Genomic DNA, 24,396 nt, shown 5'->3' with positions numbered 1-24,396 from the left:
ATGTAGGTACGGTTCCTATGGCTATTGGCTTCATCAGCAACCTTGTGTCTCGATTGCGGCTTGATCCTAGTCGCACCCCAACCCTCATTCAAATGGAGAATGTTGAATGTGGGGCAGCCGCATTAGGCATCATTCTTGGCTACTATGGCCGGATCGTGCCCTTGCCAGAACTGCGGCGCGAATGCGGCGTTTCTAGAGACGGCAGTAAAGCCTCAAATGTCTTAAAAGCAGCTCGACTGTATGGGATGCAGGCTAAGGGGTTTCGTCGCAGTATTGAGGAGCTGAAGCAAGTTCGCCTGCCGTGTATCGTGTTTTGGAATTTCAACCATTTTTTAGTGGTTGAAAAGTTCGTGGGTGACCAGATTTATCTCAACGATCCAGCCTCCGGTCGCCGGAAAACTTCTCAAGCAGAATTCAACGCTTCTTATACCGGGGTTGTTCTGGTTTTACAACCCGGACCTGACTTTGAGCAAGGCGGACGCAAGAAAGGGATTTTGCCCGCTCTGAGACTGCGGTTGAGCAATTCTAAGCGAGCCCTGATCTTCTGTCTCTTAGCAGGATTGCTCCTGACCCTACCGCGTCTCACCGTGCCTGCTTTTACCCAAGTATTTGTCGATGAAGTGCTGGTGCAAAATCGCGAAGACTGGTTGCGTCCTCTGTTACTGGGCATGATCGTCACGGCATTGATTCAGGGTTTGCTGAGCCGTCTGCGGCAAACCTATTTACGGCGACTCATGATTAAGCTGACGCTGACGCTGTCAGGGCAGTTTATCTGGCATACCTTACGTCTACCAGTGGGGTTTTACGCGCAGCGCTACGCTGGGGAAATCAGCAACCGCACTCAGCTCAACGACAAGGTCGCTGGCGTCATTTCTGGGCAATTGGCAACCACCCTCATCGATACCCTCATGATTGTGTTTTACGCCGCTATCATGTTTGCCTATGATTGGCTGCTTACCCTTATTGCCATCTGCTTTGCCGCCGTTAATCTCGTCGTCTTAAAACTGCTTGCCGACAGCCGCACCGATGTTAACAGCAAACTGGCCCAGGAAAGTGGCAAAAGTGTCGGCGTGGCCATCAGCGGCCTGCTCTCTATCGAAAGCGTCAAAGCTTCTGGGTTAGAGTCTGATCTGTTTTCAAAATTTTCAGGCTATTACGCCAAGCTGAACAACGCTCAACTCCAGGCAGGATTACCGAATCAGATGCTCGCAACCCTACCTGAGTTTTTATCATCGATCGCAGTTGCCGTCATTTTGTTGGTTGGGGGACTGCGCGTGATGAACGGCACCCTTAGCATCGGGATGTTGGTGGCTTATCAGACATTGACCATGAGTTTTCTGGCTCCGGTCACCACGCTGCTGAGCTTTGGGAGCACGCTTCAAGACCTTGAGGCTGATCTGAATCGGCTAGACGACGTGTTGGAAAACGCTCTCGATCCTGAAGTGGAACGTCAGGCAACCTTACCGCTGGACACTCCTACGCATTCTGAACAACCCCTGGGCCTGCCGAGAGAGATCTTCCGCCTGCAAGGTCATGTAGAACTGCAAGATCTAACCTTTGGGTACAGTCGCCTAGAGCCTCCCCTAATTGACCATCTCAACCTGGTTCTGAAGCCGGGGCAGCGAGTGGCTTTAGTGGGGGGAAGCGGCTCCGGCAAATCTACTGTGGCCAAGCTAGTGACGGGATTGTACGCTCCCTGGTCAGGTGCGATCCGATTTGATAGCGTGTCCCGCGATGAGATCCCTCGTTCAGTGCTGGCTAATTCCTTAGCCATGGTTGAGCAAGACATTTTTTTGTTTGCCGGAACTGTGCGTGACAACCTGACCCTATGGGACCCGACAATACCGCTAGAAGACCTTATCCAAGCGTGTAAAGATGCCGAGATTCATGATCTGATTGCCCTCATGCCCGGCGGATATGACGCCAAACTTTCAGAAGGGGGCACGAGTGTCAGTGGTGGCCAGCGTCAACGTCTTGAAATTGCCCGTTCTTTGGTCCGCAATCCCGCCGTCCTCGTACTGGACGAAGCGACCAGTGCTCTGGATGCGGAAACGGAACTGCTAATTGATCACAATCTACGTCGTCGGGGCTGTTCCTGCATTGTCGTTGCCCATCGTCTCAGCACCATTCGTGACTGCGACGAAATCATCGTGCTGGATCGGGGCCAAGTTGTGCAACGAGGGACCCACGAAGAACTACGGTTGCAAGAGGGGGTGTACCAAGAACTAGTGGGCATGGCAGCCGCTACCGATGAACCCTATGCGTTGGGAGGATCGATCTCATGAGTCCACTAGATGTCCCAACTTCTACTCTCACGCTGCACGGCAATCAGCCATTGCTCCTGCAAGATCCCCATGCTGTTTGGTGTGTTAAGTCTGGTTCCCTAGCTCTATTTGCAGTGCAGGTGGATGAACAACAGGAACCAATTTCTCAACGGCGATATCTATTTACTGTCTATGCTGGGGAGTGGATTGTGGGTACGGGGCTGTGGACTGGTGTAGAGGCGAATTATGCGATCGCGGCGGTGGCTTATGAAACATCGACCTTAGAGCCATTCGCGATCACGGATCTGATCACTGCGGCGATCGCTGGTGAGGCGATCGCCATCACGGGTCTCGAAACTTGGATACTCCATTTCAGTGCGAGGTTGGCAGAACATCCCCTCGATATCATGCCTAAAGGCTACGAAATCGTCTTTACTAAACGCTCCCGATATCTCTCTCTTCAACACCATCAGGTCTTGACTCCGGGGCGCAACCAAGTCAACTGGATCAGGGTGCTGAAAGGCCACACGGAATGGCTGGGCTTAGACGGACTAAAAGTCGAAGCCGCTGGCTCAGCGTTTCCGGTGACAGCTGATCTTTGGCTACAGGCGCAGGTGCCCGCTGAGTTGGAAATCTTGACGCTAGGAGACGATCTCTACCTCAATACGCTCACAGTAGATGACCTCCTGGCTGGGGTGGCACAATTTCATCGCCATATCTTTCAGTATCTAGAGCAGTTAGAACACCAAACCATCACTCTCGAATTTCAGCAGTTTCGAGAGCGCCAGCAGCTGACTCAGCAAGCCGCAACCGGGGCTATGGGCGAACTCAGTGGCGTCCTGAATGCCAAAGTTGTTACTGTTCCTCAGGTAGGAACTGCCCTCTTAGTGGCGGCTGGGGCTGTAGGGCGGATCATGGACCTTGAGGTGAAGCCACCCACAGCCTCAATTGATTTAGAGCATGTTCAAGAACCCATTGACGCCATCGCCAGTGCGTCTAAATTTCGCATTCGCCGAGTGCTGCTGACAGGTAACTGGTGGACCCGTGAGCAGGGGCCGTTACTGACTTACACCGCAGAAGGAGAACCCTGTGCCCTGCTCCCCGAGGGGCGCAAACGCTATGTTCTCTTTGACCCGGTCACCCGGAGCAAAACCCCAGTCGATGAGGCGGTTGTCGATACCTTAAGTGTCGAAGCTTATATGTTCTACCGGCCTCTGCCGGAGAAAATCAACCAGGCGTTTGAAATCCTTCAGTTTGCTGTGCAAGGGCACATCTGGGACATTGCCTGGATTGTTGGCCTGGGAGTCATCGGTTCACTATTGGGCATGGTCGTTCCCCAAGCCACCTCTTTATTGGTCAGCGATGCCATTCCCGCAGGCGATCGCGCCTTACTCTTGCAGTTAGGTCTAGCTTTGATTGTTGCAGCGATCGCCAAAACGATTTTTGAGTTTGCCCAGGGGTTGGTCTCCTTGCGAGTAGAAACGGCAGCCGATAGCACCCTGCAGCCCGCCGTTTGGGATCGACTCTTGCAACTCCATCCGTCGTTCTTTCGCAACTACGCCACCGGCGATTTGCTGCTACGGTTATTGTCCGTCAGCCAAATTCGCCGGCAATTGAGTGGGGCGACTCAGCAGTCTTTGCTCAATGGCGTGTTTGCGCTGCTCAACCTCGGACTGATGCTGATCTATAGCGTCAAACTGGCGATCGTCGCGATCGGTATCACTGTTGTCACCACTGGGATTACGCTCTTCACCAGTCTCAAACTCGTCAAAAAGGCCCGCAAACAAGAAGTTTTAGACGGAGAAATTAATAGCCTCAACGTTGAACTGATTAACGGAGTCGCTAAGTTAAGGGTAGCCGCTGCTGAGGAGCGAGCATTGGGAGCTTGGGCGCAGATTTTTGCCCAGCGAACTCGACTCACAGCCAGCATTCAGCGCTTAAACGATAGCATCGCCGTGCTGACTGAAGCGTTACCGTTGCTCAGCTCAGTATTGATTTTCTGGTTTGCTATCCTGGCTTTGCAAAATGCCCAGACCGAAGGGCGGGTTGGCTTAACAGTCGGGACCTTTTTGGCGTTTAACGCGGCCTACGGTACTTTTTTGGGCGGGGTAACCTCCCTGGGCAATACGGTCACTGACATTCTGGGGATTGTTCCTCTATGGGAACGGGCTGAGGTGATTGTTAAAGGCACTCCAGAAAACGACTCTAGTAAAACCGATCCCGGCAGGCTCACAGGGCAACTCAGCCTAGACCACGTCACCTTTCGGTATCGAGAAGAGGGGCCTTTAATTTTGGATGATGTCAGCATTTATGCAGAACCTGGGGAATTTATTGCCTTAGTTGGACCCTCCGGTAGCGGTAAATCGACAGTATTTAGAATGCTGTTGGGATTTGAGACACCGCCTACGGGAACGGTTTATTACGATGGGCAAGACCTGCTTGGCTTAGATGTTCAAGCGGTTCGCCGTCAGCTGGGCGTCGTTTTGCAAAATGGCCGCATCGGGGCAGGTAGCCTTGTGGATAACATTACTGGGGGTGCTCTAGTGTCTCTGGATGAGGCCTGGGAAGCAGCTACGTCGTCTGGATTGGCTGATGATATTCGGCAAATGCCAATGGGGATGCACACGATCATCAGCGAGGGTGGCAGTAATCTCTCGGGTGGTCAACGACAGCGGCTGTTGATTGCTAGGGCGATCGTCTTGAAACCCAATATTATTCTGCTTGACGAAGCAACGAGTGCCTTGGACAACCGCACCCAAAATATTGTCACAGAGAGTTTAGACCGTTTGAATGCGACTCGGGTCGTGATTGCCCATCGGCTGAGCACTATCCGCAATGCTGATCGAATTTATGTCGTACAAGCCGGAAGAGTCGTACAAACGGGTACTTTTGATGAACTTGTCGAACAAGACGGACTATTTGCAACTCTGGCAGCCCGCCAATTAGATTAACAACATTAATCATTGCCTAAGACATCAGGTAACCACAGTAAAGCAATGACGAATAGGCAAATCACAATCAGCGCTACAGAATAAGAGGTTGTACCCTGCATAATTGACTTCGTCCCAATCAACTCTCATACCATATCTCTATAAAAGCTTGCATAAGATAGAGATATTGAAACTATTTTTCGATCCATCAATACTTAAAGATGACTTTTCCAAACCGTTTGCGACTATTGTAAGTGCGGTCTATAAACTCTCTGATTTGATTGCCTGAAAAAACAGAGTCTACAGCTACTGTGAACTTACCCTGAGTGCAATCATCGATCGCCTGTTGCAGATCTGCCGTTTTGCCGACACAGTTACCAATCAGCTGCACATTATTGATCATGGCAAACAGCATCACATCTTTTAACGCCATGCCCTGATAGTTAAAATGATGTCCGGTATAGGTTGAGTACTGCTCATAAAGACCGCAGGTGACGTAGCGTCCTCCTTCACCCTGACGCAGAAGGGGTAACAGTCTGCCAATGTGTAAATCAAAGAAAGGATCCACGATACAGTCTATACCGCCGGTCTCACGGTAGACCTGGATCAGTTCAGGAATTTGCAACCAGTCTTCTTGGCTAGGGTCAATCTGAATCAGCTGTTTGACCCCCATCGCCAAGAGCTTGTCCTCAAACTTACGAGATGTCGAGGTAGCGTAGACATTAACCCCCCGGTGTTTCAGAGCGTTGATCACGAACAGGGAGGTGTTTGATTTTGCTGCTGTGACCAGGATGTTTTCACCCGGTTGAACCTTCAGCTTACGCAACATACTGTAGGAGGTTTGGGCTCCAATACTAAACCCTGCTGCTACCTCATCGGAAATACTATTAGGGATTTTGAGGAGCTTGACCTGATGAAAGATTTGCAGTTCTTTGGAGCTATGGTTAGTCGTCACGCCTGGCATGACCCCTTCTATACCTGAATTGGGATACTGGTTATTGTTAATTACCCGGTCTCCCGGTTGCAGTCCTTCAACTTTGGGTCCGACCGCCAGCACCTCAGCGACAAAATCAGATCCAAAGGCGTAAAAGTTTTGTTGTGACAAATAAGTCGCTGCTCTCAAAATGATGCTTTTATCACGATAGTTTGATGAAAAAGCAAGAATTTTAACTAAAACATTGCAATGATTTTCGGGTGCTTGTGGATCAAACTGTATGTCTCTGCCATGTAGCAATCCACAGGTCAGGTTGACGCCCTCCATTTCCAGAGACCTAACTACATTTTGAGAATCGTTGAACTTCAGCAGCGGACTACCGCAAACCGCAACATAGCGCATAATAAGGCCCCAAAAGAACTCAAAAAACAAAAGAATCTGATTTGTTCTTTCTCGAAAGCAGCTTCTTTTAGCTTCGATTATACGGGGGAAAACAGCTGAGACAACCTTCCTGACTAAGGTTGAGACGTTTATCCAAGCGACTTGAGACGCTCATCCAAATAGTATTTTCTTGAACTGTGATAGCTTTAATTTGGCAGTTTTGAACAGTTCATTTACACCCCTATTTTTCGAAAATAAAAGTTATATGAAGTCCAGAATTAAGACTTTTATTTTGACAGAATGTTGGCCTGGTTAACTGGCTTTGTATTTCTGCACTTTCTCAGTTCTGCATTTGTTGTTCTGCTTTCTGATGGTTAACCTCATGGCAAGTTCTTTGAAGACCTTAAGCCAGGAAAAAGTACTCACGAACACCTCGACTAAAGTTACTGATGACTATTTTCTGGCCGTCGCAGCACGAGCGAGTTACTTGACGGAAATTCTTCCCGCCATTCGGAATTGGGAGCAAGTGCAGAAGACTGAGGCATCGACAGTAGCCCTATCGACGGAACAGCAGGAAGAGTTTGAGCGACGGCTCGATTTTTGGTGTGGACAAGTCTTTAAAGGGGACCCGATTAAGTTTCAACGGCGACTCAATTGGGACCACATTACTCCCGATATGGTGCAGCGCATTTTATTGCAGGGAGACCAAATCAAACCTGACTACTTGCCTGCCTGGACAACGACCCTGGCTCAGATTATGGCCGTTGCCAGAGGGTTTCGTCCGGAGGATTATCCTGATTTGCCTCAGCCGCCCGATCCTGTCCCGTTTCAAGAGTTGTGCCTACCGGCGATCGCCGTTGCTCAACAGCGTTTCAAGTCTCAAGTTGGTCAGTATGAATCGCTGCTGTCTTCAGAAGCTTGGGAGTCTGTTTGTCTAGCATTACTAGATGCCATTGCCCAGATCGCGACACCGACATTGATGGTGCTTTTTAACGAGTCGCGTTCAGCCCGCAGACCCTTAGCCCTATTTTTTCTAACTTCGGTGCAGCGGGAGCCAGGAACTGACCTGTATCGATCCTTTATAGAAAAACACCTGACCGACGGCATGGCGTCCCTGTTTGCTGAGCACAGTGCGTTAGGTCGGTTGATGGCGACTCTCGTCGATCTATGGGTAGAGGCTACTGACGAATTCTTAAGCCGATTGCAACAAGACTGGACTCGGATTGAGCAGCAGTTTGCGTCAGGACAACCGTTGCGGCGAGTAACCGCAATTCAGTCTAATTTGTCTGATCCGCATGAGGGTAGGCGTACGGTCGCTATCCTCACATTTGAGAGTGGTTTAAAGGTGGTGTATAAGCCTAAGCCATTGGGCTTGGCAGCAACGTTCAATCAGCTCCTGGAATGGTGCAATCAGCACTCAAGTTTGCTTCCCTTTCAATATCCCAAAGTCTTAGATTGTAATAACTATGGCTGGGTTGAATGGGTTGATTATCGACCTTGTGAAACTGAAGACGCTGTGCAGCGATTCTATGAACGACAGGGCATGTTGTTATGCCTGGTGGATATTCTAGAAGGTAACGATTTTCATGCTGAAAATATTTTAGCCTGTGGGGAATTTCCCATGCTGGTTGACCTGGAAACTTTGCTGGTGCCTCCAGTCGTTCGCCCAGTAATTGATCAATCCAATATCTACATAGAGTTGGGCACAAAAGTAAACACATCTGTTTTGCGCACATCTTTGTTGCCCAATCAGTCTTTGAGCTTAAACCGCAATCATTTATTGATTGATGTTAGTGGGCTTGGCACAGGTGAAGAGTTGCATCCTGTCACAATAGCTTGGCGCAATGTCAATACCGACGGTATGACTATTCAGACTGAACCGTCAGAAGCTAGTCACAATCTGAAAGACAATTTACCCGTTCTAGGAACAGCACAAGTTTATCCTGACCGCTATGTCGAAGACATTGCTCAGGGGTTTGTCAGGATGTATCAGACCCTAATAACTCATCGTGATGAACTATTAGGATCTGAAAGCCCCCTCGACAATTTCAAGGGACAAATAAGCCGAGTGTTATTTCGCAATACCACGGTTTATACCAGTCTGCTATCAGCATCTTTCGCGCCTCAACTCATGCAGGCAGGAGTGGCTCGCAGTCTTAAATTAGATATCCTCAGTCGAGCTTTTTTATCTCAAGATCAAAAAGCTCAACAGTGGCCTTTATTTCAAGCTGAGAAACACTGCTTAGAGCAACTAGACATTCCTTCCTTTACCGGCACGACTGACAGCACTGATTTGTATTGCAATGGGGAAGTGATCATTGAGAACTTTTTTCCCTATTGCAGTTTTGATGCCGTTATAAAAAGGCTAAAAGCCCTAAATGAAGAGGAGTTGGAATTTCAGAAGCAGATCATTTTGTTATCGCTGTATTCTCGCTATCAGAAAGAACCTCGTCTGCCAGAGGCTGCTGAAGCCACGTCTCAGACACAGGGCGGATATCCTCCTCTGATAGGGTCTGCTTCGGCAACGAACGCCACACCCCGGTCTCAAAAGCTACTCGCTGCAGCGACCACCCTAGCTGAGCGCCTTTGCCAATCAGCCGCTTGGAACCCAGATCACACCATGGCGGCCTGGGTGGGCATTAATTATGCCCACTACAACCAGAGTTTCTTTGTCGGTGCCAGTGACGTGGGCCTTTATTCGGGCATGGGCGGCATGGGTCTATTTTTTGCCGCTCTGGCTCAGGTGACCGGTGAACGCACCTGGCATGAAATGGCGTTGGCAGCCGTTGCGGGTATTCGTCAAAGCCTTAGCTCACAACGAAAAGAGCTGCTGAAAAAGTCTATGCGGTGGTCGGAGATAGGACGAGCAGATAGGCTGCAATCAGGGATATACGCCCTTACCCGCATGGGTGATCTACTGCAAGACCCTACCCTAATTGACGACGCTCATCGCATCGCTAGCCTAATAACGCCAGAGACCATTGCTAGGGATCAGCAATTTGACTGGATTGGCGGGTCGGCAGGGACCTTGGTGCACTTACTGACTTTGTTGCCTTATTTAGAGGGTGAACGGCGGCAGCAAGTCCTCAATACAGCGATCGCCTGTGGCGAACATTTACTGGCGCATCAGACCGGTCCAGAAAATGGCCCCAAAGCTTGGAAAACTTGGCGAGAGAAAAAACTTACCGGCTATTCCCAGGGGGCAGCTGGCATTGCCGATGCCCTTCTGAGGTTATTTGCTGTGACTCAAGACGATCGCTTTCGCTCAGCCGCAGTCGAGGCGATCGCTTATGAACAAACTCAATTCTCAGAAGCCTCGCAAAACTGGTTGGATTTACGCTCCTCAGATGGTACCTGTCAGGTGAGTTGGGCCCAGGGTGCACCGGGCATCGCTTTGGGACGCATGAATGGTCTGTCTGTGGTCAATACGCCTGAGATTCGTCAACAAATTGATGTGGCCCTCAACACCACTCAAAATGCGCTTGTCTGGGGAATCGACTCTCTCGCTTGGGGTACCTTGGGTCGAGTCGAGGTATTGCTGCAGGCGTCTCAAGTATTAGGTCGACCAGAGCTATTGCAGAGCGCCTATGACGCTGCCGAGCAGGTGCTAGACCAAGCCCAACAAACAGGCACCTTCACCCTGTTCCAAAACTTTCCCTCCAACGTGGCCTATCCAGGTTTTTTCTACGGACGAGCCGGTATTGGCTACGAGTTATTGCGATTAGCCCATCCTGATCGCCTACCTTCCGTCTTGAGTTTGCACTAGCCCAATTTTGTGGTTTTTACCAAAGAGATAGCGTCATGCCTCAAACCGTGTCTTTTACCAAAACGTCTCAACTACAAGCCTTTACTCTGTGCGACTACAACAGCATGGCAATGCAGCCGTTTATCCAAGACATTTTGGATCGGTTCGTTGAGTCCGACAATTTGGAAACAGCCCTTTTAGATGCCGCTAAAAACCACGCTCAAATCGCCAGGGTACTGTTTGATATTGACCCACAGAACCCAGTAGAGAGCTTTTCCCTCAAGGAGCCTTATCTATTTCCGACCCAAAATTCGGCGCTCTCCCTCTCGTATATAAACCCCAAAATCAATCAGTTGCTCAATAATGGCGGCAGTCAGGTGATTCGGGATCCGGCCATCTGGGCCGACGTGCATCGCGTATTACATCTCTGCGGTCGGGGTGATCTGTCCTATAGGGCTATTTGTGAGCAATCGAGCGATCGCATGGTGAAGTTTTTGGACAGTCTGATCAAAGCCTGGGTCGTGCGAGAAGATGATCCCCCCCAACGGGTGGAACTGCCCCCCGAACCTGGGGTCATGCGACTACAGCATGCCGCATTACTGTTTCGCAGCCAAACCACGGGCTTGTTAGTAGATCCGCAACTGCATTCCAATTACAGCATCCCTGGTCTTAAGCAGGATATTAGTCGAGCCATGTTGGAGGGCTATGTAGATGGCATCCTGATTTCCCACAACCATTACGACCACTGGCATCTGCCTACCTTGATGCAGTTTGCGCCAGATATTCCCATCATTGTGCCCAAGGTGCCTAGAGCCTCAATTACCTGTGACGACATGGCAACTCGTTTACAGGAACTGGGGTTTGAGCGGGTCATTGCGGTGGACTGGTATGCTGAGCCGATTTCTATTGGTGACATGAAGGTCCATGTGCTGCCCTTTTATGGCGAGCAACCTCTAGTGCCTCGGTACGATATTCCCCGACATCCCGACTTGCGCAACTGGGGCAACACCTACCTGATAGAAACAGCAGACTACACCGCCTGGTTTTTAATTGATGCGGGTACCGACCCAATGGGGTCTATGCGCGAAGTAGCCCAGAGGATAGGGCAAACGTTTGGCTCCATTGATATGGTGCTGAGCAACTTCCAGCCCTTATCGTTTAACTCCATCGGAACGGATTTATCCGATTGGGGACTCGATATTCTGGGCACCATGCTCAGCAATCCCCAAATCTTCGCCACGATTGGCAAGGAAGAGGGCGCTTACCTATCAACCCTGGGACCCACGGGGGTTGCGGAGATTTGCCAAATCGTGGCAGCCAGGGCCTGTCTTCCCTATGCCCACAGTTGGGCTGAGTTGGGTCACCCTACCGAACAGGACGAAAGCCTGCTGCAAGCTACTCAAGCAGAACTGACTCGGCGGGGGTGCAATACCCAACTGATTCCCTGGTGCATTGGAGATGGCTATTTCTGCACGGCGGCGAGGGAGGCCGCATCGCTGGCCTGTAGACCAGCGTTTTATTGAATGCTTGACCGGAATTGTTGACGTGGACAGCCCCTGGAGCTGCTGCGAACCGACCAACCTCAGCTCGAATCGGGACTATTCCTTTACTACATCCCACTGATTTATGAACGTTACTGCTTCTCTCCCTTGCCGTTTACCCAAGGCGACTGGCCCGATACAGCGCCTCCAGTTGGAATACTTGCTGCCAGTGCCCAACTGCTATGCCCGTAAGCCTGACTTTTTGACCACTGTCGAATTAGCGAATTTACAGCAGGCGATCGTCAACTCCCCTTACTTGGCCCAGAACCAATTGAGCAACAGCTTTCAAGGCAGCCGAGGTTTCTCTGTTGTGTTTACCCGGTCGGGCATTGATCGGGTGAGAGAGCAGTTTCCGGCCTTTGCCCCCTATCTACAGCGGGTTCTGAAATCAGCCTGTAATGCTTTCTATCTCAATCCGCTGGTGTTGTCAGCCGGGAGTGCAGTAAGCCCCCATGTTGATAACAGTCTCGGCGGCTATCCTGGTCGGCTGATCAACCCCGCCTTGGTCAGTGTGTTGTATGTGCAGGTACCCGACGATTTAATCGGCGGAGAACTGGTGCTCAAACTGGGGCAACGTCCCGTCGCTGAGCTACCGCCCGTAACTAATACACTGCTGTATTTCCTGGGGAGTCTGACCCATTCTGTCAATCCAGTGCAGACCCAAGATTACCGTATCAGCCTGGTCTGTGAGCAATATAACTTGGCGGCAGACGTGCTGCAGAGCATTCCTGAATTTGAGCTGATTTGGGGAGAGATCAAGGCCTCCCATGGTTTCTCCTAGCCTGCTCAGCTACCGTTGCCATCCTAAGAATTGCGTTGTCATGGTCTGTATTCAAGAAAACTCTCTGGTCCAATATCTCGATTTGGTTAAACCCGGCGTCTCTGAACAGCTGATTGATGCTGCTCACTGGGCCGATATTGAAGCGATCGCCCAATGGCTCCCCGGCCCGATTACCAACTTCTTTGGCTTTGAATGTCGCCTCGGTGACCCTATCCCCCAAGCAGATTTCTTGCTATCCGTTGGGTCTGAAGAGGTCGGACAGCGCATTCTTGCCGGACAAAGTCCCCGTTATCCCCTAGATGCTGCGCTTTTGAGAGAGCCCGTTTGGCAACAAGTACAGCAGTTTACCCAAACCTGGCTAGATGCCGCTTCTGACCTTTATCCCAATGTTAATAACCTCTGGCTAGAGTTTGATGTCAATGGGAGCTCCGCCGAGCCGCCAATTCCGAGCTGCTTTTTTGGTTCTCAAACCATTTTTGTGAGCCCCGATACGGTAGAACACGCAACTGAACCCCCCCATCATTGGGTGTCCCGGACCGCGATCGCTCAGCTACAGGGTCAGCCAATGGATGCCGCTTTAGAAGCTCAACTCCTGCACTGTCTAGATGCTCTGCCTGTGGGCTCCCATGTGTTTCAGGTGGGGTTGATGTTGGCTCGACAGGTCAATATGGTGCGAATTTGTCTGCGCAACATTACCCCTAAGCAAGTGTTGAACTATTTAGCAAGGCTGGATTGGCAGGGGGATCTGGAGACTCTATTGCTCTATTTGATAAAGCTGTCTCAGCGGGTTGAACGGGTCGATGTTGATCTAGATGTGAGCCCTCAAGGAATTAGCCCCAAGCTGGGGCTGGAATGCTATCTCCAGGCCCAACCTCAGCTCAATCCTGCCTGGAGTCAGCTGCTTGACTACCTCGTGACAGAGGGCTGGTGCTTGCCTGAAAAGCGAGTGGCACTGCTGAAGTATCCCGGCTTTGCGCGAGAGCGAGACCACCGCGATCGCTGGCCATCCTACCCGCGTCAACTATCCCAGTTTTTGGGAGACCGTCGAGAGGGCGTTTTTTTTCGCGGTCTGCACCACATCAAATTGGTCTTTCACACGGATCGCATCGTGGAAGCTAAAGCGTATTGCTGGGTCAGTCAGCAGCTCATCGGGAAACCCACCGGCCAACTAGCGGTGCCAACGGCAGGTCAATGGCCCCAACTTGACGCCGTTCCCTGAACCTTGGACCCCTATCCCGCTATATCTCCACCCCCAATTAAGTCTATGCGTATTTCTCAAATCCTCGATATTCTGCCCGCCCCGCTGGAATGGATGGTGCTGTTTAACCTAGACACCATGCAACAGATAACGACAGTAGAGACGGTCCGGGCCATGTACCATCTCCCTGCTGACCTGGATTTGACCCCCTATAGCCATGTCGTGCTGACCAACATCGGGCGATTCTTAGCAGAAGCTGCGGGGACTGATCTGGTGGAGCCGATCGCGGGCCAGCGGTTATCTCAGGCAACGTCAGAGACCTGCCTGGCTCAGCGATTTGCCGAGCAACTGGCGCTGTTTGAGGTCGATACTGCCGATTGTGTGGGACTGGGGCAGATTGATGCTTACAACCCTGTATTGCTGCACATCGTAGTTGAGAACGGGGTGGGGCAGGCCCAAGCCGTCTTTGACCAAGCGCCCTCGACTCAGCATTACGAGCTGCTGCAGGCGGTCGGGGTCAAGTTTTTGGGCGGCACCGAGCAGAAAGACTACTACCTAGCCCAGTTTCAGAATCGGCTACCCGTCCACATCCATGCCGGGATTTTGTCTCACTTTAGCCGCACAGGACACTGCAATCTATTCTTTCTGCAACATGGCAATATTGATTCACCGCTTGAGGGGGGGTTGCTGCAAGCGGCCCAGAGTCGGTTGCGGTGGGGGCATCAGCGCAGTGCGGCGACTTTGGCAAAATTGGCACAGTCTGCTTGCCAACAGGTCATGCCGATGTTGTGTTCCCCCCCATTGCCCGATCGCCCGTTTTTATACGGTGACCTGGTGCCCTTAGGGTTTGTGTTGCGGGGTCTAAAGGTGACCCTCAACGCCGCAGAACGGACCCCCAATCCGTCCCTCCCGGACACCGCAATCACTGAAGCCGTAGCCACCCTGCGGACTTATCTTTTAGAGCATCAACAGGAGCATCTCTGGGCCTTTCACCAAGGTCGACTGCTAACAGCAACAGACTCTGCGCTGGTCCTGCAGGGGATGGAAGCAGCAGCGATGCTTCCATCTTTAGCGGCGCTAGAAGCCTTTGCTAGCCCAACAGGAGGCTACGTGCCTCAACTCTGGGCCTTAGAACGGCAAGGTCAACACATGGCCATCGACGACAGTTGCCGTCATTGGTGTCAGCCTGACTATGGGACGACAGCGCTGATTAGTGCCCTCCGGCAGCAGGCAGGGCAATCCACTGACGTCCTTCAAAACTATTTGTTCCAAGGGATGGACAACCGCAGCGGTCTGTACTTTGCCAATCCTTACCTGATGGATTGGATATTGGCTCAGGCCATTCAAGAAGATCCAGGAGCTGAACCGCTCCGGCAGCAGCTTTGGGCTGAGGTCCGGGCCAGCATGAATGAAGATTATTCCTTTGGTCAGTATGATGTCGCCTTTTCTACCGCGCTGGCGATCGCGACATTACAGCTGTTGGGCGATCGCAGTCGGACGATGCTTGCGGCCCAATTGCGACTGCTAGACTTCATCGAACCAGACGGTCGCTGGCCGTTGGCCGCTCCCTTCTATTCCAGCCTGCGATTGGATCAGAACCAGTCCCAGAACGAATTGGTTCAACAGAGCTGGATGAACGCCTTTGGCGCTAGGTCGATTCCGGGATATCCCTCTCAGCAGCCGATCAGGTCAATTGAAGGCGTCGGGGAGACTCAATCCCACGGCATTTCCCTCTATCTCGATATCCACCGCATGATATCGACCGCAATGGCAACCATTGCCCTAGCAGAACCGTGCTTGAGCGAAGCTGAGCCTTTTGATCAAGTCGACTCTGCTGTCGGTGCTGGCGTTCATCCTCGCTATCAGTGCCGCACTCACTACAGTTACATTGCTAAATTTGCTCTTCCGCCCTATGTCCGCTCTGTAGGGCAGAATCCCATACACAGTCGGATCAGACCTGAAGCAACAGCCTTAAAGATTAGTCCTCTGAGTCATTAACCTTTGCCAGTTGGCGACCAACCGTTTTTTCATTTTGTGCAACTAACACGCTTAGAAAAGTACGCCATGAGTCACTCTAACATTGCCCCAGACGCATCACAGCCTTTGCCGCCAGAGCACCCCAAAGCAGCGACGGTGGAGACAGACCTCATTTACGGGTTAGAGGCTCGCCCTCCTCTGAAAGAATCTTTGTTTGCCGCGATTCAGCACGTGTTTGCCTGCTTTGTCGGTATCATCACCCCGTCGCTAATTGTTTCAGAAGCATTGGGGCTCGCCCCGGCAGACGGCGCTTACTTAGTGAGCATGTCGCTGTTTGTTTCGGGGGTGGCGACCTTTATTCAAGCTAAAAAGATTGGTCCCGTTGGGTCTGGGTTACTGAGTGTGCAGGGCACTAGCTTTGCCTTCATCGACCCCATCATTACGACCGGAGCTGCGGTTATCGCCACCGGGGGTACTTCGCAAGCGGCACTAGGCACGATTTTGGGGCTTTGCTTTTTCGGGTCGTTCATTGAGATCATCCTGAGCCCGTTTATTCAATTGGCGAGCCAGGTCGTGACGCCTTTAGTGATGGGGGTGGTCGTGACGCTGATTGGGCTGACGCTGATTACAGTGGGCTTGACCAGCATGGGGGGTGGCTTTGCGGCCCGGGCAGCCGGCACTTTTGGCGATCCGCAATACCTGATGCTGGCGGGCTTGGTGCTCGCGATGATTGTCGTTTTGAATAATTTAGGCAGTGCCTTTTTGCGCATGTCGTCGGTCGCGATCGCCTTGGTGAGTGGCTACCTCGTCGCAATCCCGATGGGCTTAGTCAACTTTGCCAGCTTAGGCGAGTTATCCCTGGTGAATATTCCGATGCCCTTTCGATATGGCTTCGGCTTTGATATCGCTGCTTTTGTTCCGTTTGCGATTCTGTATGTGATGACGACGATTGGGTCAGCGGGTGATCTGACAGCCACCTCGCTCCTATCGGGCCAGCCCATCACTGGACCCAAATATTTTGAGCGTATCCGGGGCGGCATTTTGGGCGATGGCATTAATTCGGCGATCGCCGCAGTCTTCAATACCTTCCCCAATACCACCTTTAGTCAAAACAATGGCGTGATTCAGTTAACCGGGGTAGGGAGCCGCTACGTCGGGTATTACATCGCCGGGATTCTTGCGCTCTTAGGGATATTGCCCATTGTGGCCGGCATTTTTCAAACTATTCCGCAGCCGGTTTTGGGGGGAGCCACCATCATGATGTTCGGCTCAGTCGCGGTCGCTGGCATCAAAATTCTCTCCTCGGTCCAGCTCAATCAACGCTCTTCCATCATTATGGCCACCTCTTTGGGATTAGGGTTAGGCGTTAGTCTCGTCCCCGACATTTTGGATCAACTCCCCCCGCTCATCAAAAGCATTTTTTCCTCCGGCATCAGCACGGGAGGACTCACCGCCTTGTTTCTCAATATTGTTTTGCCCGGCCCTAGGGAATAAGGGGGGTGAGTGGTGATGGCAGTGGACGCAGAGATACAGAGCAACACCGTTTACAAGAACTCCTCGTAGAACTGATATCCGTCCTTCTGAGATCTTACGCTAGTGCATCAGCATCCTGCATTTGCCCCCTAAGTCCCTCAAATTTGGGGGGCAGGGGGGCCAGACCAGGCAATGTCGGGACAACTGCAAGATCTGAGTCCTTTCAACTGGCACAGTTTTAGCCACTACGGCAGATGGAGACTGAGAGACTTTTTCTGTTTGATCGCACTAATTCTGAAATCAACACCATCGCTAACTTTGTAGAGCTTTTCAAAATCACCGAGGGACCCCATCACACAACGGGATTCCCTATGTATATGCAGCGAATTTATCTATCAAGAAAATTCTCTCAATGGAGTGTAGAATCGGATTTAGACACACAAAATTTAATTCAATATGGGGTCGATGATGGCCGAGATTGATGAATAAGCAGATCTATAAAAAGTTATTTAAGTCTAGATAGATTTATCTATAGTTAATATTAATAGAATCAAAAAAGTTATTTATGATGAACGCCTCTGATCGCTAAATTTATCTCCAGTAAAGCTATCCAGTCTTTAAAGATATAAACAAATATTGTCGACTGCAATTCTGAAAATTTTGAGTGCATACCCTACAAATAGATTCATTTTTAAATTTATATGCAGGAATAATTGGGCTGATAAAGATCGTTTTCACTTACCTCTGCAGGTCTATAAAGTTTCTGGAAAGCCGCCTTTAAATAGCACTTTAAAGCGAATATTTTCAATATATTTGTACACATAGCATTCAAGGTATTCAGTGATTCTACTTATCCTGCTTGAGATGAGCTTTTATTCGTAACTATTGTTTTTCTGGCGGAAATTACGATGCTGAAACAAACGATATTAGGCTTGACAAGTGCTGTCGCCATTGGCGTTGGCGAGGCAGCCGAAGCGGTGCAGATCCAACAGTTATGAAATTTCTACTGTGATAGGCATGTTGAGCGCTTGCATATGCACACTGCATGAGTGCCCCCTAAATCCTCAATTCAAATTCTCCAACCGCGTCTGGCGTTTTCCTCCGGAGTGAGGTCAGTCTGACCGTTAAGGGGGCGGGTGAGTTTACGCACCGACTCTCATCCCTGAAGACCAATCGCAGAGAGTCATAGACCCAGCAATCAAGAATGGCATCGCCCGAGGAGTTTTGGCGATGCTCAGTTACGATGCTGCGCGCTTTTGCCTCACCCCTTGACAGATTCAGAGGCTGCTAGCCGCTAGAACTGAGGGTTCAAAGTCGATTGAACGGCTTCAACACTAGTTTTGCCAACTCCTTTGCTCACCACGAGTCCATCGCCAAGCCCCACCCCGTTTAACCTCTAACCGGAACCTAGCCATGACCAACACGATCGCTCAATCGCCCCCCTCCCGAACACCCTCGGACCCACAACTTCATGCTGCCAAGCCGTCGCCCACATTAGAAATCAATGCCTCGCGGCAGTTTGTGCCCTGGCTGGCCGAGCAGCAGTGCAGCCTGGCGTTCAGCACCTATCAGGCGGGCAAGCTGTTTTTCATTGGCCTACAGCCCAACGGCAGGCTGTCGGTGTTTGAGCGCACCTTTGAGCGCAGCATGGGGCTCTGTGTGCAGGGCAATACGCTGTGGTTGAGTACGCTCTATCAGCTCTGGCGGTTTGAAAACGTGCTAGCGGCAGGTCAAACCCACGAGGGCTATGACGCGCTCTATGTACCGCAAATGAGCTATGTCACTGCCGATTTAGATATTCACGATGTGGCGGTGCCCAGTGCGGCGGCGGCTCGTCCACTGTTTGTCAATACGCTGTTTAGCTGTTTGGCCCAGCCAAGTCTGACCCACAGCTTTGTGCCGGTGTGGCAGCCGCCGTTTATCACCAAGCTCGCGGCTGAAGATCGCTGTCATCTCAATGGGTTGGCCCTGCGAGACGGGCAGGCCCGCTATGTGACGGCGATTAGTCAGAGCGATGTGGCCGATGGCTGGCGCGAGCAGCGGCAGGCGGGGGGCTGCGTCATCGATGTGCCCACTTCCGAAATCATCGCCATGGGGCTGTCGATGCCCCATTCGCCCCGGTGGTATCGCGATCGCCTCTGGCTGCTGAATTCGGGCACGGGGGAGTTGGGCTATATCGATCTGGCGACGGGCCGGTTTGAGCCGGTGGCGTTTTGCCCCGGCTATTTGCGGGGGTTAACGATGGTGGGCGATTTTGCCGTGGTGGGGCTATCGGAGCCGCGCCACAACCAAAGCTTTCAAGGGTTGGCCCTCGACGAGGCGCTGGTGGCGAAAGGGGCGACGCCCCGCTGTGGGCTGGGGGTGATCGACCTGCGCAGCGGTGATTTGGTGCATACCCTGCGCATTTCGGGGGTGATTCATGAGCTGTATGACGTGGCGGTGCTCCCGCAGGTGCGGCGGCCCATGGCGCTTGGCTTTCGTCAGGATGCGATTCGCCGGGTGATTTCGATGGGTGAGTTTGCGGAGTGAGCACCTCAGCTCATCTCTGAATGAGATGTAACTACGTAAATGGAGATTTTTGGTATGGTCTTTGACCCAGTATTAAACCTATCTGATCTAGATGGCACCAACGGCTTTGTCATTAACGGCATTGATGTAGGTGACCGCTCTGGCGTTTCGGTTAGCAGTGTGGGGGATATCAACGGCGACGGCATCGATGACCTAATTATCGGCGCTGAGCGGGCCGACCCCAATGGCAACGATAGAGCAGGGGAGAGTTACGTCGTCTTTGGTGGCAGTGGGGTCGGCAGTAATGGCAGTTTTAATCTCGCCGACCTGGATGGCAGCAACGGCTTTGTCATCAACGGCATTGATGGGCGTGACTACTCCGGCCGTGTGGTCAGCAGTGCGGGAGATATCAACGGTGATGGCCTTAATGACCTGATTATCGGCGCTGACTTTGCCGACCCTAATGGTAACGAGTACGCGGGAGAGAGCTACGTGGTGTTTGGCCGCACAGGGGGCTTTAGCGACACCCTGGAGCTGTCTGCCCTAGATGGCAGCAACGGCTTTGTCATTAATGGCATTGATGCGCGTGATCTCTCCGGTCGTACGGTCAGCAGTGCGGGGGATATCAACGGTGACGGCCTCGATGACCTGATTATCGGCGCTGACTTTGCCGACCCTAATGGCAACATTGATGCGGGAGAGAGCTACGTGGTGTTTGGCCGCGCGGGGGGCTTTAGCGACACCCTGGAGCTGTCTGCCCTGGATGGCAGCAACGGCTTTGTCATTAACGGCATTGATGCGGGTGACTTCTCTGGCAGTGCGGTCAGCGGCGCGGGAGATATCAACGGCGATGGTATTGATGACCTGATTATTGGCGCTGAGCGTGCCTCCCCTAATGGTAACGGACTGGCCGGTGAGAGCTATGTGGTGTTCGGCCGTGCGGGAGGCTTTAGCAACATTCTGGAGCTGTCTGCCCTGGATGGCAGCAACGGCTTTGTCATCAAGGGCATTGATGCGCGTGACTACTCCGGCCGTGCAGTCAGCAGTGCGGGGGATATCAACGGCGATGGCTTCGACGACCTGATTATCGGGGCAGATAGTGCTGACCCCAACCGCATCGGAGTGGCCGGTGAGAGCTATGTGGTGTTTGGCCGCGCGGGGGGCTTTAGCGACACCCTGGAGCTGTCTACCCTGGATGGCAGCAACGGCTTTGTCATCAATGGCATTGATATCGGTGGCCGCTCTGGCCGTGCGGTCAGTGGCGCAGGGGATATCAACGGTGATGGTATTGATGACCTGATTATCGGCGCTTATGGTGCCGACCCCAATGGCAACGTCGGGGCTGGCGAGAGCTACGTCATCTTTGGCCGCACCGGGGGCTTTAGCGACACCCTGGAGCTGTCTGCCCTGGATGGTAGCAACGGCTTTATCATTAGCGGCATTGATAGGCGTGACTTCTCTGGCCGTGCGGTCAGCGGCGCAGGGGATATCAACGGTGATGGTATTGATGACCTGATTATCGGCGCTGAGCGGGCCGACCCCAATGGCACCGAGTATGCGGGTGAAAGCTATGTGATCTTTGGCCGTCGCACCAACCAGCCTCCTAGTCTCAACCTCAGCGCCACCGCCTTCACCGTGGCCGAAAATACTGTTGCCGTCGCTGACCTCAATGCGACTGATGACGCCGACAGCGAAGGCGATGGCCTCACCTACCAGCTCAGCGGGGGCGATGACCAGGCACTCTTTGCTCTCGATGCCGATACCGGAGAACTCACCTTTCAGACGCCGCCCGACTTTGAGAATCCGCTCGATGTCGGCGCTGACAACATCTACGAAGTGGCGGTTACTGTCACCGACAGTGGTGGGCTCAGCGATACTCAGTCGCTCACCATCACCGTCACCGATGTCGATGAGTTTATTGATCTTCCCGGCACTCGCCGCCGTGACACCCTCACCGGCACCGAGGCCGATGAACGCATCACGGGCTTCCAAGGCCCCGACCGGCTTACCGGCGGCGACGGTCGAGACCAGTTTATCTACACCAGCCCGGTGGATGGCGGCGACACCATCACCGACTTCACGGTGGGCGAAGACCAGATTGTCTTGACGACACTGCTAGAGCGACTCGGCTATGCCGGCAGTGACCCCATTGGCGACGGGCTGGTGCAGTTCCGCTCGCGAGGCAGCGGCAGCCTTGTGGCGATCGACCCCGATGGCGATGAGGGTCCCGCCCAGGCCCGCAACTTTTTAACCGTTGAGGGCGTTGCCCCCGCAGCGCTGAACCAGGCCGATAACTTCATTTTCTAGGCCACAGGCAAAAGGTTTGATTGAGCGGGGTGGCCGGGCTCAACCCGCCTATGAACAGTAATTAACTAAGAGAGAATTTGATATGGCATTTGACCCAGTATTCAACCTCGCTGACCTCGATGGCAGCACCGGCTTTGTCATCAACGGTATTGATGCCAATGACTTCTCAAGCCGCTCCGTCAGCGGCGCGGGGGATATCAACGGCGATGGCATCGATGACCTGATTATCGGTGCTCGCTATGCCGACCCCAATGGCAGCGCTTCTGGTGAGAGCTATGTGGTGTTTGGCCGGGCCGGGGGCTTTGAGGCGGCGCTGGAGCTCTCTGAGCTCAATGGCAGCACCGGCTTTGTCATCAATGGCATTGACGAGCGAGATCGCTCCGGTGTTTCGGTGAGCAGTGCGGGGGATGTCAATGGCGATGGCGTCGATGACCTGATTATTGGCGCAGACTTGGCCGACCCCAATGGCAGCTTTTCTGGCGAGAGCTATGTGGTCTTTGGCCGCGCGTCAGGCTTTGGGGCGGCGCTGGAGCTCTCGGCTCTCGACGGCAGCAATGGCTTTGTCATCAACGGCATTGATGGTGGTCGCTCCGGTCGTTCGGTGAGCAGTGCGGGGGATATCAACGGCGATGGCGTCGCTGACCTGATTATCGGCGCTCCTATTGCCGACCCCAATGGCAATAGAGGTGCGGGTGAGAGCTACGTGGTCTTTGGCCGCGCGTCAGGCTTCGAGGCGGCGTTAGAACTCTCTGACCTGGATGGTAGCAATGGCTTTGTGATCAATGGCATTGCTGCCAATGACAGCTCCGGTGTTTCGGTGAGCAGCGCGGGGGATATCAATGGCGATGGCGTCGCTGACCTGATTATCGGGGCCCCTTTCGCCTCGCCCAATGGCAACTATTCTGGTGAGAGCTACGTGGTGTTTGGCCGCGCCGGGGGCTTTGAGGCGGCCCTAGAGCTCTCGGCCCTCGACGGCAGTAACGGCTTTGTGATCAATGGCATTGCTGCCGATGACCGCTCCGGTGTTTCGGTGAGCAGTATGGGGGATATCAACGGCGATGGCGTTGCTGACCTGATTATCGGCGCCCCTATTGCCGACCCCAATGGCAATGCTGATGCGGGTGAGAGCTATGTGGTGTTTGGCCGGGCGTCAGGCTTTGGGGCGGCGCTAGAGCTGTCTGACCTCGATGGCAGCAACGGCTTTGTTATCAACGGCATTGATGCCGGTGACTACTCCGGTGTTTCGGTGAGCGATGCGGGGGATGTCAACGGCGATGGCGTCGCTGACCTGATTATCGGCGCCTACCGTGCCTCCCCCAATGGCAATAGCGGTGCGGGCAAGAGCTATGTGGTCTTTGGCCGGGCGGGGGGCTTTGAGGCGGCGCTAGAGCTCTCTGAGCTGGATGGCGGCAACGGCTTTGTGATCAACGGCATTGATGCCAATGACAACTCCGGCATTTCAGTGAGCAGTGCCGGGGATGTCAACGGCGATGACATTGATGACCTGATTGTCGGCGCTCCCGGTGGTGACCCCAATGGCAAGGGCGGGGCAGGGGAGAGCTATGTCATCTTTGGCCGTCGCACCAATCAGGCCCCCAGCCTCGACCTCGGCGCCACCGCCTTCACCGTGGCGGAAAACACCGCCTTTGTGACTGACCTCAATGCGACTGATGATGCCGACAGCGAGGGCGATGGCCTCACCTACCAGCTCAGCGGTGGCGATGACCAGGCTCGCTTTGCCCTCGATGCCGACACCGGAGAACTCACCTTTCAGACGCCGCCCGACTTTGAGAATCCGCTCGATGTCGGCGCTGACAACATCTACGAAGTGGCGGTTACTGTCACCGACGGTGGTGGGCTCAGCGAGACCCAGTCGCTCACCATCACCGTCACCGATGTGGATGAGTTTATCCCCCTCAACGGCACTCGCCGCCGCGACACCCTCACCGGCACCGAGGCCGATGAACGCATCACGGGCTTTCAAGGCCCCGACCGGCTCACTGGCGGCGGCGGTCGTGACCAGTTTATCTACACCAGCCCGGTGGATGGCGGCGACACCATCACCGACTTCACCGTAGGTGAAGACCAGATTGTCATGACGACGCTGCTAGAGCGACTCGGCTATGCCGGCAGTGACCCCCTCACCGACGGGCTGGTGCAGTTCCGCTCGCGGGGCAGCGGCAGCATCGTTGCGATTGACCCCGATGGCCTTGACGGTCCGGCCCAGGCCCGCAACTTTTTAACCGTTGAGGGCGTTGCCCCCGCAGCGCTAAACCAGGCCGATAACTTCATCTTCTAGGTCTGGCTCAACGAACAGTCTTCAGGGCACATCCGGCTGCGTTAGCCGCAGCCGTCAC

Annotated in this window: 12 protein-coding genes; 11 read left to right on the top strand and 1 reads right to left on the bottom strand. The window is 53.0% G+C overall.

What is annotated here, in order from left to right; genetic code table 11:
* Positions 1–17: 17 nt before the first annotated feature.
* Together PN498_RS01205 and PN498_RS01200 are read left to right on the top strand one after the other, a co-directional pair.
* Entirely contained in the window at positions 18–2,285 is a 2,268-nt protein-coding gene (locus PN498_RS01205; protein WP_272060846.1) for an NHLP family bacteriocin export ABC transporter peptidase/permease/ATPase subunit, read from the top strand.
* Positions 2,282–5,215, top strand: a complete 2,934-nt coding sequence (locus PN498_RS01200) for an NHLP bacteriocin export ABC transporter permease/ATPase subunit (protein ID WP_272060845.1) — start codon at positions 2,282–2,284, stop codon at positions 5,213–5,215. The genes PN498_RS01205 and PN498_RS01200 overlap by 4 nt, the downstream gene beginning before the upstream one ends.
* A gap of 187 nt (positions 5,216–5,402) precedes the next feature.
* Here the strand turns inward: PN498_RS01200 and PN498_RS01195 are convergent, their stop codons facing one another.
* Positions 5,403–6,530, bottom strand: coding sequence for a quinone oxidoreductase family protein (locus PN498_RS01195; RefSeq protein ID WP_272060844.1), 1,128 nt, complete (start codon positions 6,528–6,530; stop codon positions 5,403–5,405).
* 361 nt (positions 6,531–6,891) lie between these two features.
* On the opposite strand from PN498_RS01195, the gene PN498_RS01190 reads away from it, so the two are divergent.
* From PN498_RS01190 to PN498_RS01150, 9 genes are all read left to right on the top strand, one after another.
* Positions 6,892–10,275, top strand: coding sequence for a type 2 lanthipeptide synthetase LanM family protein (locus PN498_RS01190; RefSeq protein ID WP_272060843.1), 3,384 nt, complete (start codon positions 6,892–6,894; stop codon positions 10,273–10,275).
* 35 nt (positions 10,276–10,310) lie between these two features.
* On the top strand, positions 10,311–11,777 hold the full coding sequence (locus PN498_RS01185; RefSeq protein ID WP_272060842.1) for an MBL fold metallo-hydrolase: 1,467 nt from the start codon (positions 10,311–10,313) through the stop codon (positions 11,775–11,777).
* Positions 11,778–11,880: 103 nt separating this feature from the next.
* A complete protein-coding gene (locus PN498_RS01180) occupies positions 11,881–12,576 on the top strand; it encodes a 2OG-Fe(II) oxygenase (protein WP_272060841.1) in 696 nt (231 codons plus the stop codon).
* A complete protein-coding gene (locus tag PN498_RS01175; protein WP_272060840.1) occupies positions 12,563–13,795 on the top strand; it encodes a hypothetical protein in 1,233 nt (410 codons plus the stop codon). The genes PN498_RS01180 and PN498_RS01175 overlap by 14 nt, the downstream gene beginning before the upstream one ends.
* A gap of 45 nt (positions 13,796–13,840) precedes the next feature.
* Positions 13,841–15,772, top strand: a complete 1,932-nt coding sequence (locus tag PN498_RS01170; RefSeq protein WP_272060839.1) for a hypothetical protein — start codon at positions 13,841–13,843, stop codon at positions 15,770–15,772.
* A gap of 66 nt (positions 15,773–15,838) precedes the next feature.
* A complete protein-coding gene (locus PN498_RS01165) occupies positions 15,839–17,245 on the top strand; it encodes a uracil-xanthine permease family protein (RefSeq protein ID WP_272060838.1) in 1,407 nt (468 codons plus the stop codon).
* A 1,392-nt stretch (positions 17,246–18,637) separates the two neighbouring features.
* Positions 18,638–19,753: a TIGR03032 family protein gene (locus PN498_RS01160; RefSeq protein ID WP_272060837.1), complete on the top strand. Its 1,116-nt coding sequence runs from the start codon at positions 18,638–18,640 to the stop codon at positions 19,751–19,753.
* Positions 19,754–19,807: 54 nt separating this feature from the next.
* Entirely contained in the window at positions 19,808–22,039 is a 2,232-nt protein-coding gene (locus PN498_RS01155) for a cadherin domain-containing protein (protein ID WP_272060836.1), read from the top strand.
* An 82-nt stretch (positions 22,040–22,121) separates the two neighbouring features.
* Positions 22,122–24,338 (top strand): cadherin domain-containing protein, encoded by a 2,217-nt coding sequence (locus PN498_RS01150; RefSeq protein ID WP_272060835.1) that lies wholly within the window; start codon positions 22,122–22,124, stop codon positions 24,336–24,338.
* Positions 24,339–24,396 lie beyond the last annotated feature (58 nt).

The sequence above is a fragment of the Oscillatoria sp. CS-180 genome, from assembly GCF_028330965.1.
In the GTDB taxonomy this organism is placed as follows: Bacteria; Cyanobacteriota; Cyanobacteriia; order Phormidesmidales; family Phormidesmidaceae; genus Halomicronema.
The sequence above is the reverse complement of the archived record's forward strand: the minus strand, read 5'-3'. Positions and strand labels throughout refer to the sequence as shown.

Coding starts and splice junctions, on each gene's coding strand:
- PN498_RS01205 (WP_272060846.1), top strand. CDS start 18: ATGGCTATTGGCTTCATCAGCAACCTTGTGTCTCGATTGCGGCTTGAT.
- PN498_RS01200 (WP_272060845.1), top strand. CDS start 2,282: ATGAGTCCACTAGATGTCCCAACTTCTACTCTCACGCTGCACGGCAAT.
- PN498_RS01195 (WP_272060844.1), bottom strand. CDS start 6,530: ATGCGCTATGTTGCGGTTTGCGGTAGTCCGCTGCTGAAGTTCAACGAT.
- PN498_RS01190 (WP_272060843.1), top strand. CDS start 6,892: ATGGCAAGTTCTTTGAAGACCTTAAGCCAGGAAAAAGTACTCACGAAC.
- PN498_RS01185 (WP_272060842.1), top strand. CDS start 10,311: ATGCCTCAAACCGTGTCTTTTACCAAAACGTCTCAACTACAAGCCTTT.
- PN498_RS01180 (WP_272060841.1), top strand. CDS start 11,881: ATGAACGTTACTGCTTCTCTCCCTTGCCGTTTACCCAAGGCGACTGGC.
- PN498_RS01175 (WP_272060840.1), top strand. CDS start 12,563: ATGGTTTCTCCTAGCCTGCTCAGCTACCGTTGCCATCCTAAGAATTGC.
- PN498_RS01170 (WP_272060839.1), top strand. CDS start 13,841: ATGCGTATTTCTCAAATCCTCGATATTCTGCCCGCCCCGCTGGAATGG.
- PN498_RS01165 (WP_272060838.1), top strand. CDS start 15,839: ATGAGTCACTCTAACATTGCCCCAGACGCATCACAGCCTTTGCCGCCA.
- PN498_RS01160 (WP_272060837.1), top strand. CDS start 18,638: ATGACCAACACGATCGCTCAATCGCCCCCCTCCCGAACACCCTCGGAC.
- PN498_RS01155 (WP_272060836.1), top strand. CDS start 19,808: ATGGTCTTTGACCCAGTATTAAACCTATCTGATCTAGATGGCACCAAC.
- PN498_RS01150 (WP_272060835.1), top strand. CDS start 22,122: ATGGCATTTGACCCAGTATTCAACCTCGCTGACCTCGATGGCAGCACC.